Raw genomic sequence first — 22,002 nt, 5'->3', positions numbered from 1 at the left:
AGTCGGCTGAAGTGAGCTGCACGCTCAAGCGGCTTCGCGTTCGATTTCTCCATGAATTGGGGAGAAGCGCACGGCCAGGACCCGCATGACGCCCAGCGTGAGAATCGTCGCGCCGAGGATGGCCAGGTGGGTGACCTCGCCCCCCTTGAACCATTGGGCGATCACCTCGGTCAGCATCACGACCAGGATCGTGTCCACGATGAAGGTGACCTTGACCCGCCCCTCGGAAAAGTAGGTGAGGGTGGTCTTGAACAGTTCCACCACCGCCAGAATGATGAGAGTGTCGATGATGACCTGGCGCAAGGCCACCTCGACCGGACTGCGCAGGAGCAGTCCCAGGTCGAGGAACGTCTTGGCCACGCCGCCGGTCAACGCCGCCAGGATCGTCACGATGAGCAGGCTGAGGACCAGCTTGATGCCCTTCGTCCAGAGCTTGGTCAGGTCCATGTCACACACGCGTCCAATCGCTCCCCCGAACCACAGGCAGCTCTTCGAGAGCTGCGGCCATATCGGCAGCGTACTCGCCTTCTCAGAACTCATCGACCGACACCGGATGCAGCAGGTCGCGCACCGAGAGCACGCCCACGATCTGGTCGGCCTTGAATACGGCCAGATGGCGTGTGCCATTCCGTTCCATTTGGTCGGCAGCTTCGGTGATCGAGCTCCGCTCGTCGACGCCGATGACCGGGCTGCTCATGATGTCCTTGACGCGAATGTGATTGGCGGCGAGGCTCATGCCGACGACATCGCGGACAAGGTCCGACTCGGTCACAATCCCGACGATCTGACTGTCTTGCTCCACGAACACGCTGCCGATGCGCCGTTCCCGCATCAGTTTGGCTGCATCCAAAGCCGTCGCCGAGTGCGGCACTGTGACCAGGTTTCGTTTCATCAGGTGCAAGGCTGTGAGCATCGGGTCCTCCTTATGTGAGCGGTTGCGTTATGAGTTGTATGGACACAGTGTCGTTGCGTGACGGGTTCTGTCTCGAAGGTGCATGACGATGACCAGCGGCGTGATCCGTCCGTCCGTCTGTTTGACTCGCAACAGGGGATAGAGTCTCTTGGGAGTCATGCCGGACAAGGTCGCAAGCGTATAGACGAACAAGGCCACCAGCCCCGCCGCGATGACGAGTAATGTGATCATTGCTGAAACCCTCCTCCGTCTGCTCTTTTCATTTCGTGCCGACGTGATCATGCCTTGCGCCTGTTCCTGTCCGGTCAACGGCGGGTAACATTTCGGTTAAATCGAAGAAGGGGAAGGACGGGCATGGCCGAGAGCCGGGAAGACGAGCGTGCTTTACTCAGGCTGTTCTACGAACCATCCATAGAGCGTCGGTATGACGAAGAGCGTGAGCAAGGTGGATGTCATGAGTCCCCCGATCACCACCGTCGCCAACGGACGTTGCACTTCCGCACCCATGCTGCTGGTCAACGCCATGGGGAGAAAGCCCAGGCTGGCGACCATCGCCGTCATGAGAACCGGGCGCAGACGGTCCCTCGTGCCTTGCGTAACGGCCTGATCGGTGGGGAGGCCTCCAGCCTCGAGCCGGCGGATGTGACTGACCAAGACCACGCCGTTCAGGACCGCGATCCCGAACAAGGCGATGAAGCCGATGGCGGCTGAGATACTGAGCGGAAGCCCACGGAGCCAGAGAGCCAGAACTCCGCCCGACAGGGCCAGCGGCACGTTCAGAAAAATCAGCAGCGCGGGACGCATCGCCCCAAAGGTCACCGACAACATGCCCAGAATCATCAGGAGCGTAGCCGGGACCACGACGGCCAGCCGGCGCGACGCGCCCTGCAAGTGCGCGAATTGACCGCCCCACTTGAGTTCGTACCCGATCGGCATCGAGACCGATTCAGCCACTGTTCGCTGTGCCTCCGTCATAAAGCTGCCCAGGTCGCGTCCCCGGATGTTGCACTCCACGATCATGCGTCGCTGAACGTCTTGCCGGCTCACTTGAGCCGGACCGGAACTCACCAGGATCGTGGCCACGCGCGACAGAGGCACCAGTTCGCCGTGAGCGGTCGGGATCAGGAGGTTTCCCAAGGCGTTGGGGCTTGCTGACGCCTCTTCCGCTAAGCGGACGACCAGCTCGAACCGTCGGTGCCCTTGTACCACTGTGCCCACGACACGTCCCACTCGCGTCACCTGGACCAGATCGAGGACCTCCCCCGCCGTCAAGCCATACCGGGCGATTTGATCCCGGTCCACAATAACCCGGATCAGGGGCAGGCCGGCGATCTGCTCGACTTTGATGTCCGCTGCGCCATGGACCTGTTCTAGCGCTCGGGCCACAGCCTCGGCCTTCTGTTTGAGCACCTCTAAGTCCGGCCCGAAGATCTTGATGGCCAGATCCGAGCGCGTGCCCGCGATCAATTCGTTGAACCGCATCTCGATCGGCTGCGTGAAGCCGAGTCCAACACCGGGGACTTCGTTCAGCACGGCCGACTTCATGGTGGCGATGAGATCGTCCCGCGTTTGAGCGGTCGTCCAATCCCTGTGTGGTTTCAGGGTCACAAAGGTATCCGACATCTCCACGCCCATCACATCCGTCGCGACTTCGGGACTGCCGGTTCTCGTGACAACCTCGGTCACCTCCGGGAACCGACGAAGCACCCGCTCGACCTGCAGGGCGGTCGAGACGGATTCGCTGAGCGAGACGCTCGGCAGGCGCCAAATCTGGATAGCCAGGTCCCCTTCATCCAGCCGGGGCACAAACTCGATGCCGAGTGTCGCACCGATGCCGAGGCTGATCAGGAACAGCCCGACCGCGAAGCCGGAGACCCAGATTGGACGTGTCATAGTCCAATGGAGGCAGGGAACATAAGCCCGCCGAAGCAGGGTGGCGACCCGTGTTTCCTCCTCGGTCTTCGTGGGTCGGGCGAACCAGAAGGCCAGAACTGGTGTGACCGTGATGGCCAGCAGGAGGGAACCGGCCAGGGCGAGGATTACAGTGACCGCCATCGGGCGGAACATTTTTCCCTCGATCCCTGTGAGCGTCAGGATCGGGAGGTAGACGAGGATGATGATTCCGACCGCGAAGGCGATCGGTCGCAACACCTCACGGCCCGCCGCGCGAATCGTCGCCAGTTTCGCCTCGGGTGACGCAGGCCCTTGCCGGGACAGGCGTCGAAGGATGTTGTCGATCATGACGACCGACCCATCCACCAACAATCCGAAGTCGATGGCGCCGAGACTCATCAGATTTCCGGAGAGTCCGACCTGGACCATTCCGGTGAAAGCGATGAGCATCGACAGCGGGATGGCCGATGCGACGATCAAGCCGGCGCGGAGATCCCCCAGGAACAAAAAAAGGACCGCGACGACCAGCAGCCCTCCTTCAAGGAGATTGTTCCGAACGGTTTGAATCACATTCGAAACGAGTAGGGTCCGATCATAGTAGGGAGCGATGACCACTCCGGGCGGGAGCGTGGTCTGGATTTCCTGAACTCTGGTCTTGACACGCTCGACTACCTGCTGCGCATTCTCTCCGGCCAGCATCTGCACCATGCCGATGATGGTTTCGCCGTTTCCCATGGCCGTCGCCGCACCGATCCGAAGGGCGGGGGCCTCTGTGACCTCGGCTACATCCTTGACGAAGATCGGCACCCCGCCGGGCCCATGGTCCACCACGATGCGGACCACGTCCGCCGTTCGCGTCGCCAACGCTTCTCCCCTGATGAGCAATTGCTCGCGCTGGTGTTCGATGTACCCGCCGCCCACCATCGCATTGTTCCGTTCCAACGCCTCGAAGACCTGTCGCAGCGACAGCCGATACGCGAGGAGTTTGGCGGGATCGACGAGGACCTGATACTGCTGCGCCTCACCCCCCCAGATATTGACCTCGACCACACCGGGAACCGCCCGCAGTCGCATCCCGATATCCCACTCGAGGAGAGTCCGCAAGGCCATGGCACTGTACCCTTCGCCCCGGATGGTGAACTGGTAGACCTCACCCAGGCCGGTCGTCAGCGGCCCCATGAGCGGACGTCCGTATTCCGGGGGAATGCGTTCAACGGCTCGGCCGAGGCGTTCGCTCACCAGTTGCCTGGCCCGATAGACGTCCATGTCGTCGCCGAATATCGCCGTTACTGCGGATAAACCGTAGCGCGAGATCGAGCGCGTCTCCCGGAGACCGGGGAGCCCGCTCAGCGAGGCTTCGATCGGGAACGTTACGAACTGTTCGACTTCGACCGGGCCCAGCGCCGGCGAGCGGGTGAGAATCTGGACCTGCACCGGCGTCAGGTCCGGCATGGCATCAATGGCGAGATGGGACATGGACCACAGTCCGATCGCGACGGCCATGAGCATCGCGACGAGCGTGAAGAAGCGATACCGGAGCGAGAGGGTCAGCAAGCGATCCATGTCACCCTCCTTCGCCCGACTGGATGCGATCTTTCAGCAGCACATTCTTGAGATCGAAGACACCGTCGGTGACGACCCGGTCCCCGGCGGTCAGACCGCTTCTGATTTCGACCCACCCTTCCCCTTCGCGACCCACCTCGACCGGCGTGAAGAGGTAGCCGGCTTCACGCTGGACGAAGACCCCACGGGTCTGATCGAGCAACGTCACGGCCGCCGCCGGCACGGCCAGCGTGGGGGCGGCCGGTACGGCCAGCCGGACTTCCACATATTCCTGCGGCTTGAGACGGCCGTCCTGGTTGGCCACTTCGAACCGCACACGGACCGTCCGTGTTTTCTCGTCGGCGAGGGGCGAGATGTAGGTGAGTGGCGCGGTGATCGGCTCGGCGCCCTTGGGCACGATCATGGCGGTGTCTCCTACTGTGAACCGGCGCGCCTGTTCGATCGCCAGGCTGGCGAAGATCCAAACACGGCTTGTGTCGACGATCTCAAATAATTCAATGCCCGATGACACCCCTTGTCCGAGCACGATATGTTGCGCAACCACGGTGCCGGCGATCGGCGACTTGATGGTATAGCGATGCCCCTCCACATGGTGGTCCCGCTCGAGTTGTTGCAACTCTCCGGCTGCCATTCCCATGTTCAGCAGCTTCTCGCGGGCATGCTGATAGCGGGCCTTGGTTTCAAGAAAGTGGCCCCGCTCTTCGACCAGCCGACGTTCCGTGACGATCTGTTCGGCCCACAGTTTCTGGGTCCGTTGGAAACTGTTCTCGGCCACGTCGGCTTGCGCTTTGGACACAAGATACTCTTGGACCAGTTCATCCAGCCTCGGTCCTCCGATGGCGACCAGCGGCTGCCCGCTGCGGACGCGGTCGCCCAGTTGTACGTGCACCTGTTCCACTTGGCCTTCGATCCGCGAGGTCACTTTCGCCACCTGCTTCAGGTCGAGCGCCACTTCGCCCGGTGCGGTGACCATCTCGGGAATCGGGCGTATAGCGGCAGCCTCCGTCCGTATCTGGCCATGAATCGACGGGGGAGCCTGGATCAGGTGCGGACCCGAATGCCCTGGCTTGGCCGCATTGGGGGAAACCGTTTTTGGCTCGCCGCCCTGGTCTCCGCAACCGACCAGCAGCAGAGTTGCCACCAAGGCGATCCATCCTCTCCGTGCAACCTGGCCGTTGTGCATGGCGCTGCTGCTTGGCGGGATCATAGTGTTCCACCCGTGGCACGTTCCAGCCGGGCCAGCGCGATCGAGAGTTCATAGCGGGCCTGTACATAGTCGAGCTGGATCTGGCGGTAGACCCGTTGCGCATCCAGGACATCCAGCAGGCCGGAAGCCCCCTGCTGAAAACTGAACTGGGCGATCCGAAGGGTTTCCTGTGCCTGCTTGAGAAGCTCCTTCTCAAAGAGGTCGATCTGCTCCGCCGCCGTCCGTGCGTCCTGAAAATCCTGCTGGATCGCACGCCCCAGCTCGTTCTGGGTACGGAGCAGCTCGGCCTCCACTCGATGCTTCGCTCCCATCGCAGTCGCCACTTCACCTTGCCGTTGATACCAGAACGGGATCGGGAGGCTCACACCGCCCCCGAAGGCTTCCCGTCCGATCTCCCGCCAGTAGCCGCCATTCACCGTCAGGTCCGGCACCCTGGACTGCCGTTCCCGATCGACGGTGTGATCGGCTTGCTCCACCAACGACCGTTGACGCCTGAGGGTTGGATGCCGTTCGAAGGCCAACGTCGTCAGGGCGCTGGCATCTGTGCGCTGACGGAAGGTTTCGAAGTCCCCTTTGACGACGAAAGTCCGACCCAGTGCCCCCGCCGTCACCGTGTCCAGCCCGACACGCGCCACACGAACGGCATTCCGCGATCGAGTCACCGCGAGATTGGCCTTCATCACTTCCACGTTGGCCTTCATGGCCTCGAACGGCGTGGCGTCTCCGGCTGCCACCCGGCTCTTGACGATCCGCAGCACGTCCTTCGCCATGACGAGATTCTGCTCCGCTGTGTCGGACTGCCGCTGTGCCAGGAGCAGTTGGTAGAACACCAGCTTGACCTCGGCAATCAAGTTGAGTCGCGCTTCCTCCAGCCCGGCTCCGGCTCCGGCCACCCCCGCCTCGGCCGCGCGTTGGCGAGCCGCACGCTTGGCCGGCCATTCTATCGGCTGACCGACCGTGACGTTGTATTCGGTGATCGAGCGGACCGTGTTGGGATCATTCCCAATCCCTGCGCGTCCCGTGTCCTGCAAGAGCCCACGCCCGCTATAGCCACCGACGCTGGGATTGGGGTATGCACCGGCAGCAATCTGTTGGCCATGGTTTTGTTCCATGACGCTTGCGGCGCCGGCGATGGCGGGGTTGCGTTCCAGAGCCAGGTCGATCACGGCATCGAGGGTGTAAGAAAGGGAGGCGCCCTCATCTGCGCAAACACCCGTCACAAATCCGACGGCAGAGACAACTGACAAGCCAAGCCACACGAGAGGCTTCAACCATAGGTACGACATCGCGTTCCTCACGTAGAAATCCGCCGCGAGTGGGCAGGCGGAAAGCGCCGTTGCTCCCACGGATGGTCCGCGGCCGAAGATGCCTGTGCGAATTCAGGAAACTGAGAGTTGATTAGGCGAACAAGCGGGGCGGTGCACGCGACGAACAGTTGGCCAGCAAGAGAACGGATGGAGGAGAGTCTAGGAACGGATCGGAGCGGGCCGAGCCGCTCAGTTGCGGCAAAGGGGGTGGCGTGGTAGAGGCCAAGGCCTCCGTCAGCGCCGCTTTCCCGAGATAACGATCCCCGGAGACGGCCAGAGAAAACCCAATCTCTGGGTGACCCAAGTCATGTGCGGCCTGGGTCACAGCGGCGATGGTCGGGGGCGAGGACGAGGAATGGTGCGCTGCATATTCACAGGGGAGGTCGGAGGAAAAAACCGTATGCGCGGTACCGCCGTGGGCATGCCCGATGTCACCGTGGCGGTGATCCGTTTCGGGATGGACGTGGACGAGCGGGATGGCCACCATCCACAGCATCACCCACAACAGCACTGTTTTGCGCAAGATGAGTGCTCTGTTGAACATCGACACCCCGAGGGAGCTGGCCCGAAGTCAAAAACAAGCTAGCACGGCGTTTCAAATGGGTCAACCGCGTCTGGATTTTTCTCCCTGCGCCGGCCGTTAAAACTCCCGGTAGCCAGTCCCGGTCGCGAAGGCGACGGCGGCGGCACTGGCCTGGAGGGCATAGTTGGTGTCGGCGAGCTGTACTTCCGCAGAGATGAGCGATGTGGTGGCGGTGGTGAGATCCACGATCGAGGCCAGTCCCAGACGGTAGCGCTCACCGGCTAACGCCAGCGCGTTCCTGGCGGTGGCCACTTCCTGCTCGGCCACCTTGGTCTGCTGCTTGGCTGTCTGCAGGGTCAGGTAGGCCTCGGTCACCTCCAGCACCACCTTATTGGACAATTCCGTCTTCTTTTGTTCTTCCTTGTATTTTTGCTGACGGGCTTCGGCGACCTTGTTCTCGATCAGGAAACCGGTGAAGAGGGGGAGGGAGAGCGTGGCGGCAGCACCCCACCAGGTCTGGGTAAAGCCGGGAGTTGCGCCGGGGTCTTGGTTGGTCGGGGCATCGCTGAAATGGATGACGCCGCCCATGCCGGCGGCCGAAATGGTCGGCAGGTAAAGCGACTGGGCGGATTTGAGCCGCTCTTCCGACGAGCGGATCCGATCTGCGCTGTTCAGCAACTCGGGTCGTTGTGAGAGCCCTGCCTGGGTGAGGGCCTCCAGTGTGTCGACCGAAGAGAGAATGACCGGTACATCTTCGAGTGTGTAACCATCCGGTCCTCGAACACCCATCGCGTTATTCAGCGCGGCGAAGGCGGAACGGAGATTATTGTTGGCTTGGACCAGGAGGACTTCCGCGTTCCGCAATTCGACGGAAATCAGATCCAGATCCAGCTTGGATTTTAATTGTCTTTTGTGCAGCAGGGCGATGTGATCGCGGAACACGCCGCGTTCCTTGACGGTCTGCTCGGCGACTTGCACCAGGCGCTTCTGGCGGAGACAGTCGAGGTAGGCCTGTTGCACGGTCAGGATCACGAGGGCCTTGTGGGTGAGGACATTCTTCTCGGCCGCCGCCTGGTTGGCCCGCTCCGCCAGGACGGTATGGGCAGTCTGGCCGAAATCGTAGATCATCTGGTCCGCGATCATACCGGCGTTCTGGATGTAGGAGGTCGGTTTGTTTTGGGCGCCCGCGATGTTGAACGCGCTGAGGGGGCGGACATTTCCACCGGTCTGAATCGCGTACGCGTCGATTTGCGGGTAGTATTTGGCCTTGGCTTGCTGCGTCAGCGCGTCCGCGGCTAGGGCGGACTCCTGGGATTTTTTCACCAAGGGATGTTGTTCGAGCCCGATCTGGATCGCGGTCTTGTACCCCAGGAATGCGCCGACGGCCTTGGGCATGGGGTGAGTTGTCTCCTCTGCGGCAGCAACGACGACGGGTAGGGCGACGGCCAGCATGACCGGCAGCAGCCGGATGAATGTTAAATGTTGAATGTTCAATTTTGAATTGACGATCGGGCGCATCTTCTTTAATTCAACATTAAGAATTCAAAATTGCTTTCAGTACTTCCCGTATTCCACGCCAGTTGCATAGGCCAAAGCGGAATTGCCGGCCAGGTAGCCGTATTGGGCCTCGGCCAAGCCGGTTTCCGCAGTCAAAAGGTCGGCGGCGGCGGTCGTCACGTCCAAGATGGAGGCCAGGCCGGCCTTGTACCGTTCGCGCGCCAGCGTCAGCGCTTCACGTGCATGAGCGACCCGGTCCTGCGCCACGGCGATCTGTTGCTCGGCTGTGAGCCGGTTCAGATAGGCTTTGGCCACTTCAAGCACCACGTCGTTGGCGATCACCCGCGTCGTGGCCCGGGCGATTCCCTTATTCGCCTCGGCCTGTTCGACCTCGGCCTCAATGCGGAAGCCGGTGAACAGCGGGGTTGTGGAGGAAAAACCGGCGCCCCACCAGCCGAGCTGTGCGCCTGGGTTATTCGGGTTGCCCTTGGCATTGACCACTTCCTGACGGGCCCACCAGGCATACCCGGCTGCACCGATGGCCGAAATGCTTCCATAGTTCAATGCGTGGGCCGCTTTCAGCGCCTCCTCCGCCGCCTGGACTCGGTCCTTGCTGCCCAGCAGTTCCGGACGCCGGTCGAGTGCTTCTTTGAACAGGGGTTCGAGCGGCGGCGCGGACGATAGCGATGGGCGGACTTCTTCCAGCACATACTGGACCGGCTCCTGCCGGCCCATCGCCTGGTTCAAGGCGGCGAACGCGGCTTGGAGGTCGTTCTGCGCCTTGATGAAATCCAACTCGGCCTTGGCCGCTTCGACTGATGCAAAGTCGAGATCCAGCTTGGATCGCACTTGATGGTGGAAGAGAGACTCGGCCTGCTCCCGGATCAGCCGCCGCTCCGCCAATACGTCGCGTGTGACGGTCACCAGCCGCTGTTGTTTCAGGCAGGCCAGATAGGCCTGTTCGACATTCAGGATGACGAGGGCCTTGACCGTCAGGACCTGTTTCTCGGCCGAAGCCGTGAGCGATTGGCTGGCCAGGATTTTGTGGGCGGTGCGTCCGAAGTCGGTGATCAGCAGATCCACGCGAGCCCCCGGGTCGGTCATGTAGTTCGTGGGCTTAGGCAGCGATCCGGAAATGCCGAAATTGGACAGGACGCGGGTGTTGCCGAGCGAGTTGGACAACATGCCGGAGACTTGCGGATAGTTCACCGAGGCGATTTGCTTGCCGACCGCTTCTGATCCCAGCACCCCATGGTGCGCCGCCTGGATCAGCGGATGCTGGGCGACGCCGCTTTTGATGGCCTCATCCCAGGTCAACCTTGGTGAACCGGGCGGAACCGGAGTTTGCGTGACGGTCGGTGCGGGAGAGGGCGTGTCGGCGGCGAGGGTCGTTGTGCCGGACCAGAGGCAGATCAGCAGCCCGATCGCCAGGATGCTGTTTCGTATGCCATGTGATCGGTTCATGGTCGTTTTCTCCCTTTGAACCTGTCGTTCGTATCTCGTGAAGCGTCGTACGTGAGGCGCGAGGCGCCCGACGCGGAGATGCGGCGAGGGGCGACGCGGCGATCTCCATGTCCCCGTGTCCCCGCGTCTCCGTGTCGCCTGTACCCGTCACCCATCATGCCTCACGGATACTTCCGGTATTCCTGCCCGGCGGCGTAGGCCACCAAGGCTTGGCTTTTCTTGTAGACATACTGGGCTTCGGCGAGCCTGGATTCCGCGTCGAACAGCGCGGTCGTCGCCCGGACAACCTCCACGATGGAACTGAGCCCGAGTTTGTACCGGGCTTGCGCCAGGTTCACCGCCTCCTTGGCAAAGGCCGTGCGTTCCTGCTCCAGGGTGATCTGCTCGGCGCTTGCGATCTGGCCCAGGGATGCCTTGACGACCTGGAGCGTCACTTCGTTCGCGAGGTTCTGCAGCTCTTGTTCCGCCTCACCCTTGTGGTGTCCCGCCTCGACGATCTGGTTTTGGATCTTGAAGCCGGTGAACAGCGGCAGGCGGGCCGAGACCCCGAAGCCCCACAAGGGCGCCACTCCGTCGGAGGGAATACCGGCATCATGGATATCCCCATATTTCGTGATCCCGAGGGTGCCGACCGCCGACACATCGCCAAAATGGAGCGCCTTGACCGCCTGGAGAAATTCCTGACTGGCCTGAAGCCGATCCTGGCTGCCCAGGAGTTCGGGCCGCTGTTTGAGACCTTCCTCCACCAGTTCGGCCATTGCCGGCGCCGCCCCCTTGTCGATGGCCACCGGTTCCAGAGCATAGCGATCAGGCCCTTCGACCCCCATGGCGTTGTTCAGGGAGGCAAAGGCTTGTGCCAGGTCGTTCCTGGCTTTGATCAAGGCGAGGGTTGCATTCTCGACTTCGACCGTCATGAGGTCCAGATCCAGCTTGGCCTTCAGTTGATGCTTGTACAGGCTCTGGACTTGGTCCCGAATGAGCTTGCGTGTGGCTAGGTTTTCGGCGGCGATCTCGACGAAACGTTGCTGCATGAGGCAGGTGAGGTAGGCCTGTTGGATGTTCAGGATGACCAGGGCCTTGCTCGTCAGAATTTCTTTTTCCGTCGCCGCTTCCGTCGCCTGGCTGGCCAGGATGCGGTGAGCGCTGGTCCCAAAATCCGTGATCAGTTGGTTCAACAGCAACCCGCCCGTCGTCATGTTCATGTTGTGTTTGGGCAGGGCGCCGGCCAGGGCAAAGCCGCGCCCGCCTCCGTAGGTGTGAAATCCGCTCCGATTGCGGAAACTGGAGGCCAAGTCGCCGGTTGCATGGATGTTGGCGCCGTCGCTGCTCAACACACGAATCGAGCCGGTGCCGCCCGCCGCGGAGGCTTCGAGCCAGGGATACAGCCGTCCCTGATCCTGTTTGGTTTCGGCGGCCGCGCTCTTTGACGTGGCCTGGGCGCGCTCGATCGACGGGTGTTGTGCCAGGCCGGCCCGAATGGCCTCGGTCAGACTGAGAAGGTGCGCGGGAGATGGAGCCGGCGTAGAACTCGAAGCTTTCCCGGCCGGAGCGGCAGCCGAGCTCGCCTTGTTGTCTGCTTGGGCCGGCGCGGCGGTCGGCGGGTTGACCGCGAAGAGCAGCAAGCAGCAGGCGGCGAAGCCCGCCATGGCTCCCGGATTTTTCTGCCGAGGCAACGATGAATGATGAATGCGGAATGCGGAATGATGAATGACGGATTTTCTGAGCTCATCATTCATCGTTCATCATTCCGCGTTGGTCTAGTATTTCTGTTTGGCCGGCGTGCCGGACGGAAGCGCGTAGGGGGAGGCCGTCACGGCCTGTCCTTCGGCAAGGTTGTTTTTGCCGACCACGATGACGTCTTCGTTGCCGGTCAGTCCGTCCACCACCTCGACCCAGCTCCCGTCGTCGATGCCGGTGGTGATCGGGACGCGACGGACCTTGCCGTTCTCCACGAGGACCACGGTCTTGGGCTTTCCGTTCGAGGGCGGTTCGATGGCAGCCGGCGGAACGGTGAGCACGTTCGGGTGTTGTTCGAGCGCAAGCGTGGCGTTGACGAATGTGCCGGGTTGCAGGCGGTGGTCTTTGTTGGGCAAGTCGATCTCGACCAAGAGGGTGCGGGTCGCCGGGTCCAGGGATTCGGTCGTACGTGTGATTTGGCCCTTGATCTGCACCCCCGGCATTTCCTTGATGGTCAGCAGTGCGGGCACGCCGGCCGTGGCGAGCAGGGCGCTTTCTTGTGGGACGCTGACGTAGACCCGGACGGTATCCAGGTCCATGAGCGTGAAAAGGGGGTTGGCCTGGGTGGACGAACTGATCGCGGACTGGATCATGGCGCCGGGATCGGCGAAGCGGGCCGTGATGGTGCCGGCAAAGGGCGCCGTGATCTTGGTGTACTCCAGGAAGGTGCGCCGCCGTTCCATCTGTTGTTTGGCCCCTTCCGCCGCCGCCGCGGCGACGTCCACGTCCTGCTTGGCGATCACGTCGGGATTTTCTTTCCAGACGCTCAGGAGCCGTTCATAGGTCAGTTTTTTGATGGCGTAGTCCGACTCCGCCTGCTCATACTGGTCCTGGACTTCCGGCGCGTCGATCACGGCCAGCACCTGGCCTTTCTTGACCTCGTCGCCCTTGTCGAACCCGATCCACTTCAAGTAGCCGGAGACTTTGGCATAGAGCGTGGCCCGATACCAGGGAGCGATGTTGGCCGGGAGGCTGAGCGTCCTGGTCAGATCACGCCGTTGGGGTTTGATGACCTGTACCAGGCGGGTGCCGGCCGGAGTCTGGACGGCTTCCGGTTCCGCTGAAGGGGCGGAGGCGGTCTGGGGCTGGTCCTGAAGGAGCACCAGCGTGGCGACGACGAGGAACAGGATTGCCGCCGCAATCAGCGTGAGCTTGAGGTGGCTGATGCCCGGTCCTGGGTCGGGGGGAGGTTCGGGAGGCATGCCAGGCAGATCCGATTCCGTCACGTGGAACTCCCTTGCGGCATGGGGATGCCCGTTACCCGGTTGTGCGTCAGTATACTGTTCTTCAGGCTGCTGTTTCATCAGCTGTTTCCCCGGTGGGCGAATGGGCGGCAGACCGCTGCCGGGCGAGCATGTGCAGGACCGGAATAAAGAGCAGGGTCATCACGGTGGACACGGAGAGGCCTCCGATCACCGCCCGCGCCAGCGGCATGTTCGCCTCGCTGCCCTCGCCGATGCCCAGCGCCATCGGGGCCAGGCCGATGATCGTGGCCAGCGAGGTCATGAGAATCGGCCGGATGCGAAGGCGGCCCGCGTCCACCACCGCCTCTTCCAGTGGAGCCCCCTCGCGCAGGCGCTGGTTGGCGAAATCCACCAGCAGGACGCTGTTGGACACCACGATCCCGATCATCATGAGGGTGCCGATGAGCGACTCCACGTTGAGCGACGTGTGCGTGAGCAGCAACATCCAGATCACCCCGATGAGGCCCAGCGGAACGGCGAACATGATCACGAGGGGGTCCAGGTAGGACCGGAACAGTCCGACCATCACGAGGTAGATCAGAACCACGGCCAGCGGTAGGCCTCCGCCGAATCCGATCAGCGCCTGTCGCATGCTGTCCACCTGGCCCTTGAACGAGACCACGACATCTTTGGGCAGGTCCAGTTTCGCCAGTTCCTGCTCGATCAACCCCGCGACCTTCCCCAGGTCGTTGCCCGGCACGTCTACCAGCACATCCACCGTGCGCTGGAGATTGTAATGGTCCACTGTCTCAGGGCCGTTCTTCCTCGTGACCTCGATGAGGTCGCGCAAGAGGATCGGGGCGCTGGCGTTGCCATTGGCTTGCGGCATGGCGGCCCGTTCGGGGAAGGGCGTCTGCTGCAAAGCCAGGGAACTGCCGCGGGACATTGATGCGCTGGAGGTCCCCGAGTGCTCGATATCGGTGCCCACGAGGGGAATATTCAGGAAGTCTTCGAATTTGACCAGGAACTGTTCCGGGTATTGGGTCACGACGAAGTAGGCGTTGTTGGACTTGGGGTCGATCCAGTAACCCGGGTTGAGCTGGACGTTGGAGCTGAGCCCGGTGATCACGTCCGTGACGATCCGCTGTTCGTTGAGGCCTTGGTAGGCCGACTTGGACCGGTCCACGGTCAGGTGCAGTTCGGGATAGGCCATGCCCTGCCGCACGGCCACGTCCACCGTGCCCGGAACCTTGACGACGACCTCCCGAATGCGCGAGGCGGTCTCCGCCACTTCGTTGAGGTTCGGGCCGCTGACCTTGATGTCGATGGGAGCCGGCAACCCGTAGTTCAGGACGTCGCTGACGATGCCGCCGGTCTGGAAGGAAAATTTCAAGCCGGGCAGTTCCTGCGCCAGCCGTTCCCTGAGTCGGTCCACCACGTCGTCGGTCCGTATCGTATGTTCCCGCTTGAGGCTGACCAGCATGAAGGATTGGTGGGGGCCGACGACCGGGGTATAGAGCACCATCCAGCCTTGCGGCACGCCGATGTTGGCGACGATCTGGTCCAGCTCCGCCGGCGGGATCACCTGGCGGATCAGATCTTCGATCTTGGCCACGATCGCTTCGGTCTTCTCCACCCTGGTGCCTTCCGGCGCGGCGACGTTCAGGATGAACTGGCCCGCATCCACCTTGGGGAAAAATTCGGTGGAGAGGCGCGGGGCCATCATGACCGAGCCGGCGAAGATGGCCGCCACGGCGACAATCACCGATGCCTTGTGGTGCAGGCACCAGCGCAGCACCATGACGTAACGGGCCACGAACGGATCGAACAGGTTCAGTCTGTGCCACAGGCCCGTCAATCCGGACGCCGGTTGTTCCGGTTGGCCGTGATGCCGGCCCTTGAGCAAATAGGCCAGACAGACCGGCGCCACGCTCAGGGCGCCCACATAGGAGGCCATCATCGCGTAGCCCACGGCCAGGGCCAGGGGGACGAACAGGAACTTGATGATGCCCGTGAAGAAGGCGATCGGCAAAAACACCAGGAATACGGTAATGGTGATCACCAGCATGGGGAGAGCGAACTCGCTCGTCGCGTCGCCGGCCGCCTGGGCGGCGGATTTGCCCATGTCCAGATGCCGGTGCGTGTTCTCCACGACGACGATGGCGTCGTCCACGAGCCGGCCGACCGCCAGGGCCAGGCCGCCGAGCGTCATGATGTTGATGGTATGGCCGGTGAAATAGAGCCCGATGAAGGCGGCAGTGACCGAGAGGGGAATGGCCAGCGCGATGATGACGGTGTACCGGAGGCTGCCCAGGAACAGGAGGACCATCAGGCAGGCCAGGCCGCCGCCCATCAGCCCTTCGTCCTCGAGCGTCTTGATGGATTGCCGGATGTAGAGGGACTGGTCGAAGATCAGTTTCACGTCCAGGTTGGCGGGAAGGCCGATCAATTTGGGCAGGGCGGCCTTGACCCCGTCGACGACCGCCAGGGTGTTGGCGCCGGCCTGTTTCATCACCGGAATGTAGACCGCGCGCCGCCCGTCGATGCGCACCACGTTCGTCTGGATCATGGTCGAGTCAACGGCCTTGCCGACGTCCCGCAGCGCGATCGGCGTCCCGTTCACGATCTTGATCGGGATGTCGTTCATGTTGTCCACGACCCGGATCATGCTGTTGGTGTAGAGGTTGTAGTCGAAGTCGCCGATCTTCACGTCGCCGGCCGGAAGCAGGAGGCTTTGGGTGTTCACCGCCTCCACGATGTCGCCGGACGAGATGCCCCGGGCCAGCATTTTTTCCCGATCCAGAAAGACCGTGATCTGCCGCACCGTGCCGCCGAAGGTCGGAGGCAGGGAGATGCCGGGGACGTTGCCGAACTGGGGCCGCACGGTGAAGTAGGCCAGGTCGCGGACTTCCTTCTCGGTCATCTGGTCGCTGCTCACGGTCAGGTCGGCGATGGGCAGGCTGGTCGCGCCGAATTTGACGATGATCGGCGGAAAGACGCCTTGTGGCAGGTAGCGGAGGGTGCTGTACGTGAGGCTGGTGATCTCGGCCACCGCCGCGTTGACGTCGTATGAGGGCTGGAAGTAGATTTTGATGAGGCTGACGCCCGGCAGCGAACGGGACTCGATGTGTTCGATGTAGGAAGCCTGCAGATAGAGCTGCTCCAGGCGAAGGGTGATCGCCCCCTCGATTTCGGAGGGGCCCATGCCTTTGTAGAAGGTGACCACCGCGACGACGGGCAGATTGATCTCCGGGAAGATGTCCACGACCATCTTCTGATAGGACACCACGCCCAGGATGACGATGATCAGGCTGATCGCCACCACGGCATAGGGATTTTTTAGCGAGGCTCGGACCACTCAAAGCTCCTGATGGCCTGGTTCCGCTAGGCTCCGTCCGGTATCGAAGGGCGAAGTGATTTATAGTCCATATGGGTTCATTAGCCAAGCACAATTCATGCCAATTGGATCGTGCGAAGAGGGAGTTATATCAGGCATTCGCAGGGGATAGCGAAGAGCCGCAAGGATCGTGCCGCTATGTTCCGACCAGCTGAACGAGTGCATCGTCGGTTCGGTCTTGCCCGTACCGTTGACTGTTGGAGCGTGAGCGAAGCTTTGCACGTCGAGCTCATTCAGTAATTGCAGCAGGTCTTTTTCAAGGGATTGGCGGAAAACGAGCACAAGCATCTTCATTGGCAAGGTTCGTGTGTAGCTTGCGCGGTCGAACTGAAGCATCGTTTATTGTTTCTGGCCGAGCCCGTGGCGGTAAAGATTCGCGATCAGGACGACAAGTCCTTCGAGTGTGTCCGGTGCGACGACGTATCCGTTTGCTCCGCTTGCATAACAGGTGTTGATGTCTTTCGGATCATCAGAGGAGACCATCATGACCACCGGAATGGAAGCCAGGCCGGGATCTGCGCGGAATCGACGTATAAACTTACGGCTGTTTTCCTGTTTCAGATTCAGAAGAATCAGATGCGGCAGTCTGAGATGGGGCGAGGTTTGAGCGGCTTTTAGAAACGTCAACGCGGATTCTATGCCATGCACGATGTTCGTTTCATTTGCGTCATCATGTCGCCGAGCAGCTTCGTGGAACAGTTCACAGTAGTCCGGATCATCTCCGATGATCAAAAGAGGCTTGCCTGCAACGCCTGCGCGGGTAGGGTGGTGCATGTTTCCTCCTTAGAGTGTAGTCGTTGCGCCACCTTCCTATGGGGAGTCGTAAAAGAATGAAAAGCAAGGGGCGTGCCTTGAATAACGGAGAACCCAAGGCGGCAATTTCTCAACGATAAGGCAGAATCGTTTCGTCAAGAGATGCAACACAGAAGCGCCGATTCTGGAAATCTTCCAGGGAGTCTGTGGAATTTTTCCAGAGCGAAAAATAATTTGGTCGCCTTCCGTGAGCATGGTGGAGGCGTTTACCCGAGCAGATGATTTAGATGAGAGGCACCTGGCGGAACTGCCGGTTCTTTATGATTCCAGCCCATACTTGCGCAGCTTACTGAGGAGGGTCTTGTAGTCAATGCGGAGTACCCGGGCCGCCTGAGTCTTGTTCCCCTCTTGCGCCTGTAGGACGCGCAGGATGTGAGCTTGTTCGGCGCTTTCCAGGGATCCGTGCGTCTCGTGCTCGGCGGAGCCGGGACTTGCAGGCATGGGCTGCAGTACCGACGCCAATTCCTCGGTGCCGATGGGTTCGACACGGCCGGGAGCGGACAGCAGGATGAGGCGTTCGATCACGTTGCGCAGCTCGCGTACATTGCCGGGCCAGGGATAGGCGGACAACCGGGCCAGGGCTTCGGAGGAGACGGTTCGCTTGACCTTGCCCGGAACGTGCAACTGACCCAAAAAGTGCTCCGCCAATCGCGGCAGGTCTTCGGGACGTTCCCGCAGGGGCGGCACGGAGATCGTGACGGTGTTGATGCGGTAGAGCAGATCGTCGCGGAATCGACCGCTCTGCACCATGTCCTGAAGACTGCGATTGCTGGCAGCCACGACGCGCACGTTTGCGCGCAATGTCCGCGTGCCGCCGACCTGGCGGTATTCGCCCCGGTCCAGGACGCGCAGCAAACTGACCTGCATGGGGCCGCTCATTTCGCTGATTTCGTCCAGGAACAGCGTGCCCCCTTCGGCGGCGGCGAACAAGCCGCTCTTGGCCGTCGCGGCGCCGGTGAAGGCCCCCTTCTCGTGCCCGAACAATTCGCTTTCGAGCAACTGACCGCTGACCGCCCCGCAGTTGACCGCTAGAAACGGCGCCTCGCGCCGGGGGCTGAGCTGGTGGAGGGTTCCGGCGACGACCTCTTTGCCGGAGCCGGTTTCGCCCTGGATCAAGACCGGCGCATTGGACGGCGCAACCTTCTCCACGGTCTCCATCAGTTTCTTCCAGGCGGGACTGATTCCCGGAACCATTGGCTCGAGGCCCGGCATGCGGGCCGCGAGCTTGAGCGCCAGATTCTCCTGTCGTAACGTTCGTACGGCGAGCAATTTGGCCAGCGCGGCCTTCACGGGGCCCTCGTTAAACGGGGTTTCCTTGACCACATAATCGCAGGCGCCTGCTTTGATCGCCTCCACGGCCGACGGCACTTCGCCGTGCCCCGTGAGCACGATCACATCCACGTCCGGCTGATGTTCCCGTACCCAGCGCAGGACTTCCCAGCCGGTGACTCTCGGCATGCGCAGGTCGGTGATGACGCAGTCGAACGGCGACGCTTGGAGCGCGTCGAGCCCGGCTCGTCCATCGGTGACCGTGGTGACGGCGCAGCCTTCCGCCTGCAGCGACTCCTTCAGCACGAGACGGATCAGTTCCTCGTCGTCCATGACCAGGATGCGCAGCGGCATGGGGGACGGTATCGTCATGCGGTGCCTCCGTCGGACGGGGCGTCCGGAAACGCCAGAAAGAATGTGCTGCCTTTGCCCGGACAGGATTCGGCCCAGACTCGGCCGCCGTGTTTCTCCATGACCAGCTTCACGATCGCCAGGCCCACCCCCGTCCCTTCATGCTCCTCCTGGCCGTGCAGGCGCTCGAACAGGCCGAAGATCCGGTCGGCGTCTTTGGGGTCGAAGCCGATTCCGTTGTCTCGGACCCAGATGATGCGTTCCTGGGCGCGGACTGCGCCGCCGATGCTGATCTCGGGCGGGTCGGCGTCGCGGGAGAATTTCAGGGCGTTGCCGACAAGATTGACGAGAGCCTGCTGAATGCTGGTCGGTTCGCCCCGCACGTGGGTGAACGGGAGAGCGACGTGGATGAGAGGAGATGCCTGCGGCGCAGCGGGGAGGCGGTCCGACAGGATGTGATCGATGAGTGTCCTCACGTTGACCTGCGACATGGGCAGGGCTTGTTGCTCCAGCCGTGAATATCGAAGCAGATCGTTGATCAATGCAGTGAGCCGTAGGGCCGATGTCCTGATCTTGGAAACGTAATGGCGGGTTGTCTGGTTTAGGGTCTCAGGAAATTTTTGCTGAATCAACGACGAAAACCCTTCGATCTCCCGAAGCGGGCCTTTTAAATCGTGCGCGACGGAATAGGTGAACCCCTCGAGTTCCCGCGTTTTGCGTTCCAGCGCGCGGGTGCGGTCCCGCAGGTTCTCCAGCATGGTGCCCAGCGACCGGGCGAGGTTGCCGACTTCATCCTGCGCCGGCCAGGGATCGAAGCCGGCCGACAGCTCGTGGCGGGCCACATGATCGGCGGTTTTTGCGAGGCTCTTCAGCGGCCTAGCAATCTGGGTGTTCACGATGACATAGGTGGCCACAATCAAGAGGCCGAGCATGACGACCAGGGCAAGAATGACCAACGCAGATTGACGAAAGAGGGAGTCGCCCTCTGACTTCATCTCGGTTGTGATTTTGCTGTGCAAGTCAATGAGCGTGTTTATTTTATCCGTCAGTTGACGGGTGAGCGCGACCGCCTCGTTGAACGCGAGATCGGCTTCCGCCTCCTGTCTCTTTCCCTGATGGGCAGTCATCGCCCTCCAGCTGGTTCCGAAGGCTTCCAGGAGTTTGGCCGTCTCATCCAAGGCATGATCCTCGAGATCGGCCATGGCCGCTTGGCCATGTTGGGTCAGCATGCGGAATAACACGGGATGTGTTCTGGCTGTGTGGGTCGTACGGTAGAACGCTAACGCGCTTCGCGTATCCGACTCCAGTCGTTGCATGCCGTCGAGTGTGTTCCGGCGATCGACGTCCGAGCGGTTCTCCCTGAGGGAGTGCAGCAGCAGGGTCATCTCATAAATCCGCCGCCGCATGTCCGTCGCCGAGACGATGGCCGGCACGGTGATGCGATCGTGACGTTCCACGTAGCTGTTGATGCGGGCCAGGTAAAAGAGAATGGCCGAGAGGCTGAGGCCGAGCAGCAGGAGCAAGATACCGAAGGATACGAGGAGCTTCTGGCCGATCGTGAGATGGCGGAACCACGTCATGTCAGCACCGGGTGAGCCATGAATCGGCGACATGGGCGCGGGGCCGGCATTCCATGCCGGTCTCTGGCAATGGAAGCTGTTCCCACGCCCTGTGATGTCCGGCAATGAAGCGATGTCTCTCCGGCACGGGCGCGATCATATCCGATTTTCCGATCGAGCGCCACCGATCGCCGGCCGGCGCCGCGCCATGCGGCTCGCGATGCGTCGCGGTTTTTCTAGGGCAGATCGCCGGGTGCGCGGTTTCGCACAGGGCGCACAGTGCGCGTGTCGTGGATCTTAAGGTTGTGCTGAAAGGTGTGCGCGATGGATGTGAAGGCTTGTTGCTTTGGTGATGATAGAGGCATGGAGGTTGCATTGTCGCGTTTTTGTCGTGAGGCGGTGAAAACGGTTCGATTGTCTGGAAGGGGGCATCATGGACTATGTGAAGCCTCAAGGTGTGGTCGAGAGCATGGTGGCCGGCGGCGCGTTCAAGCTGGACTTGCCGGCTCGACACTTGGTGATTCGAGGCATGTTAGCCGGCGCCTATCTGGGCGTGGCCACCAGCATGGCGGTCACCGCCGCGGTCGAAACCGGATTCTGGATCGTCGGCTCCATACTCTTTCCTTTCGGACTTGCACTGGCCATTTTGCTCGGAGCGGAAATCATCACCGGAAGCTTTGCGTTGCTTCCCTGCGCGGCGGTCGAGAGCGGGGGGCAAGTGGGGATCGGTCGCGTGCTTGGTAACTGGGGCTGGGTCTTTCTGGGCAACCTCATAGGCAGCACCCTCTATGCCCTGTTTTTTTGGATCGCGCTGACCATGGCAGGGGACGTCCAAGTCTCCGCAGTCGGGGCCAAGCTGATGGCGATCGCCGAAGCCAAGACGACTCACTACGCGGCGCATGGCTCCGCGGGCCTGCTCACCGTGTTCACGAAGGCGATCTTGTGCAACTGGATGGTCAGTCTGGCGGTCATCGCGGCGTTTGCGTCGACGTCCTTCGCGGGCAAGATGCTCGCGATCTGGGGCCCTACAGTCCTGTTCTTTTCCCAAGGATTCGAGCATGCCGTAGTGAACATGTTTGCGATTCCGGTCGGCATGTTGTTGGGCGCCAACGTGACCCTGTCGAATTGGTGGCTCTGGAACCAGATTCCAGTCACGCTGGGCAACCTGGTCGGCGGGATGGTCTTCACCGGTTTGGCGATCTATGCCACGCACCGCGCGGCCAAACCGGCGCCTGCGGGAGGTGTGACCATGCAACTGCAAGAGGGCCACAGCAGCAGCCGAGCCGGTTCGTTTGCATCCTTCTGATTTTGGTTGAGTGAGGATA

The 22,002-nt window shown here is 61.7% G+C and carries 17 protein-coding genes; 1 reads left to right on the top strand and 16 read right to left on the bottom strand.

The window, feature by feature from the left end:
* Nucleotides 1-24: 24 nt before the first annotated feature.
* From EPO61_15435 to EPO61_15360, 16 genes are all read right to left on the bottom strand, one after another.
* The gene (locus tag EPO61_15435) at nt 25-447 is read right to left on the bottom strand and encodes a hypothetical protein (GenBank protein ID TAJ07452.1); all 423 of its coding nucleotides are present in this window, start codon (nt 445-447) and stop codon (nt 25-27) included.
* 82 nt (nt 448-529) lie between these two features.
* On the bottom strand, nt 530-913 hold the full coding sequence (locus EPO61_15430; GenBank protein TAJ07347.1) for a CBS domain-containing protein: 384 nt from the start codon (nt 911-913) through the stop codon (nt 530-532).
* A gap of 27 nt (nt 914-940) precedes the next feature.
* The gene (locus tag EPO61_15425; GenBank protein ID TAJ07346.1) at nt 941-1,144 is read right to left on the bottom strand and encodes a hypothetical protein; all 204 of its coding nucleotides are present in this window, start codon (nt 1,142-1,144) and stop codon (nt 941-943) included.
* A 153-nt stretch (nt 1,145-1,297) separates the two neighbouring features.
* Entirely contained in the window at nt 1,298-4,369 is a 3,072-nt protein-coding gene (locus EPO61_15420; protein ID TAJ07345.1) for an efflux RND transporter permease subunit, read from the bottom strand.
* Nucleotide 4,370: 1 nt separating this feature from the next.
* The gene (locus EPO61_15415) at nt 4,371-5,576 is read right to left on the bottom strand and encodes an efflux RND transporter periplasmic adaptor subunit (protein TAJ07344.1); all 1,206 of its coding nucleotides are present in this window, start codon (nt 5,574-5,576) and stop codon (nt 4,371-4,373) included.
* Complete coding sequence (locus tag EPO61_15410) at nt 5,573-6,862, bottom strand: TolC family protein (GenBank protein TAJ07343.1); 1,290 nt, start codon at nt 6,860-6,862, stop codon at nt 5,573-5,575. The genes EPO61_15415 and EPO61_15410 overlap by 4 nt, the downstream gene beginning before the upstream one ends.
* Before the next feature lie 112 nt (nt 6,863-6,974).
* Nucleotides 6,975-7,427: a hypothetical protein gene (locus tag EPO61_15405; protein ID TAJ07342.1), complete on the bottom strand. Its 453-nt coding sequence runs from the start codon at nt 7,425-7,427 to the stop codon at nt 6,975-6,977.
* A gap of 96 nt (nt 7,428-7,523) precedes the next feature.
* Entirely contained in the window at nt 7,524-8,924 is a 1,401-nt protein-coding gene (locus EPO61_15400) for a TolC family protein (protein TAJ07341.1), read from the bottom strand.
* 36 nt (nt 8,925-8,960) lie between these two features.
* Nucleotides 8,961-10,367 (bottom strand): TolC family protein, encoded by a 1,407-nt coding sequence (locus EPO61_15395; GenBank protein TAJ07340.1) that lies wholly within the window; start codon nt 10,365-10,367, stop codon nt 8,961-8,963.
* A gap of 161 nt (nt 10,368-10,528) precedes the next feature.
* Complete coding sequence (locus EPO61_15390) at nt 10,529-12,103, bottom strand: TolC family protein (GenBank protein ID TAJ07339.1); 1,575 nt, start codon at nt 12,101-12,103, stop codon at nt 10,529-10,531.
* 21 nt (nt 12,104-12,124) lie between these two features.
* On the bottom strand, nt 12,125-13,408 hold the full coding sequence (locus tag EPO61_15385) for an efflux RND transporter periplasmic adaptor subunit (GenBank protein ID TAJ07338.1): 1,284 nt from the start codon (nt 13,406-13,408) through the stop codon (nt 12,125-12,127).
* A complete protein-coding gene (locus EPO61_15380) occupies nt 13,392-16,646 on the bottom strand; it encodes an efflux RND transporter permease subunit (protein TAJ07337.1) in 3,255 nt (1,084 codons plus the stop codon). Before EPO61_15380 ends, EPO61_15385 begins: the two co-directional genes overlap by 17 nt.
* A gap of 60 nt (nt 16,647-16,706) precedes the next feature.
* Nucleotides 16,707-17,021, bottom strand: a complete 315-nt coding sequence (locus EPO61_15375) for a hypothetical protein (GenBank protein ID TAJ07336.1) — start codon at nt 17,019-17,021, stop codon at nt 16,707-16,709.
* 3 nt (nt 17,022-17,024) lie between these two features.
* A complete protein-coding gene (locus EPO61_15370; protein TAJ07335.1) occupies nt 17,025-17,459 on the bottom strand; it encodes a response regulator in 435 nt (144 codons plus the stop codon).
* 297 nt (nt 17,460-17,756) lie between these two features.
* On the bottom strand, nt 17,757-19,139 hold the full coding sequence (locus EPO61_15365) for a sigma-54-dependent Fis family transcriptional regulator (GenBank protein TAJ07334.1): 1,383 nt from the start codon (nt 19,137-19,139) through the stop codon (nt 17,757-17,759).
* On the bottom strand, nt 19,136-20,731 hold the full coding sequence (locus EPO61_15360) for a HAMP domain-containing protein (protein ID TAJ07333.1): 1,596 nt from the start codon (nt 20,729-20,731) through the stop codon (nt 19,136-19,138). Before EPO61_15360 ends, EPO61_15365 begins: the two co-directional genes overlap by 4 nt.
* Nucleotides 20,732-21,110: 379 nt before the next feature.
* Between EPO61_15360 and EPO61_15355 the strand changes: the two genes are divergently transcribed.
* Nucleotides 21,111-21,983, top strand: a complete 873-nt coding sequence (locus tag EPO61_15355) for a formate/nitrite transporter family protein (GenBank protein ID TAJ07332.1) — start codon at nt 21,111-21,113, stop codon at nt 21,981-21,983.
* Nucleotides 21,984-22,002: the final 19 nt, after the last annotated feature.

The sequence above is a fragment of the Nitrospirota bacterium genome (assembly GCA_004296885.1).
In the GTDB taxonomy this organism is placed as follows: domain Bacteria; phylum Nitrospirota; class Nitrospiria; order Nitrospirales; family Nitrospiraceae; genus SYGV01.
Note: the sequence above shows the minus strand (reverse complement) of the source record. Positions and strands in the feature narration are given on the sequence as shown.

Coding starts and splice junctions, on each gene's coding strand:
- EPO61_15405 (TAJ07342.1), bottom strand. CDS start 7,427: ATGTTCAACAGAGCACTCATCTTGCGCAAAACAGTGCTGTTGTGGGTG.
- EPO61_15435 (TAJ07452.1), bottom strand. CDS start 447: ATGGACCTGACCAAGCTCTGGACGAAGGGCATCAAGCTGGTCCTCAGC.
- EPO61_15365 (TAJ07334.1), bottom strand. CDS start 19,139: ATGACGATACCGTCCCCCATGCCGCTGCGCATCCTGGTCATGGACGAC.
- EPO61_15360 (TAJ07333.1), bottom strand. CDS start 20,731: ATGTCGCCGATTCATGGCTCACCCGGTGCTGACATGACGTGGTTCCGC.
- EPO61_15375 (TAJ07336.1), bottom strand. CDS start 17,021: ATGCTTCAGTTCGACCGCGCAAGCTACACACGAACCTTGCCAATGAAG.
- EPO61_15355 (TAJ07332.1), top strand. CDS start 21,111: ATGGACTATGTGAAGCCTCAAGGTGTGGTCGAGAGCATGGTGGCCGGC.
- EPO61_15425 (TAJ07346.1), bottom strand. CDS start 1,144: ATGATCACATTACTCGTCATCGCGGCGGGGCTGGTGGCCTTGTTCGTC.
- EPO61_15430 (TAJ07347.1), bottom strand. CDS start 913: ATGCTCACAGCCTTGCACCTGATGAAACGAAACCTGGTCACAGTGCCG.
- EPO61_15385 (TAJ07338.1), bottom strand. CDS start 13,408: ATGAAACAGCAGCCTGAAGAACAGTATACTGACGCACAACCGGGTAAC.
- EPO61_15390 (TAJ07339.1), bottom strand. CDS start 12,103: ATGAATGATGAGCTCAGAAAATCCGTCATTCATCATTCCGCATTCCGC.
- EPO61_15415 (TAJ07344.1), bottom strand. CDS start 5,576: ATGATCCCGCCAAGCAGCAGCGCCATGCACAACGGCCAGGTTGCACGG.
- EPO61_15370 (TAJ07335.1), bottom strand. CDS start 17,459: ATGCACCACCCTACCCGCGCAGGCGTTGCAGGCAAGCCTCTTTTGATC.
- EPO61_15410 (TAJ07343.1), bottom strand. CDS start 6,862: ATGTCGTACCTATGGTTGAAGCCTCTCGTGTGGCTTGGCTTGTCAGTT.
- EPO61_15395 (TAJ07340.1), bottom strand. CDS start 10,367: ATGAACCGATCACATGGCATACGAAACAGCATCCTGGCGATCGGGCTG.
- EPO61_15420 (TAJ07345.1), bottom strand. CDS start 4,369: ATGGATCGCTTGCTGACCCTCTCGCTCCGGTATCGCTTCTTCACGCTC.
- EPO61_15400 (TAJ07341.1), bottom strand. CDS start 8,924: ATGCGCCCGATCGTCAATTCAAAATTGAACATTCAACATTTAACATTC.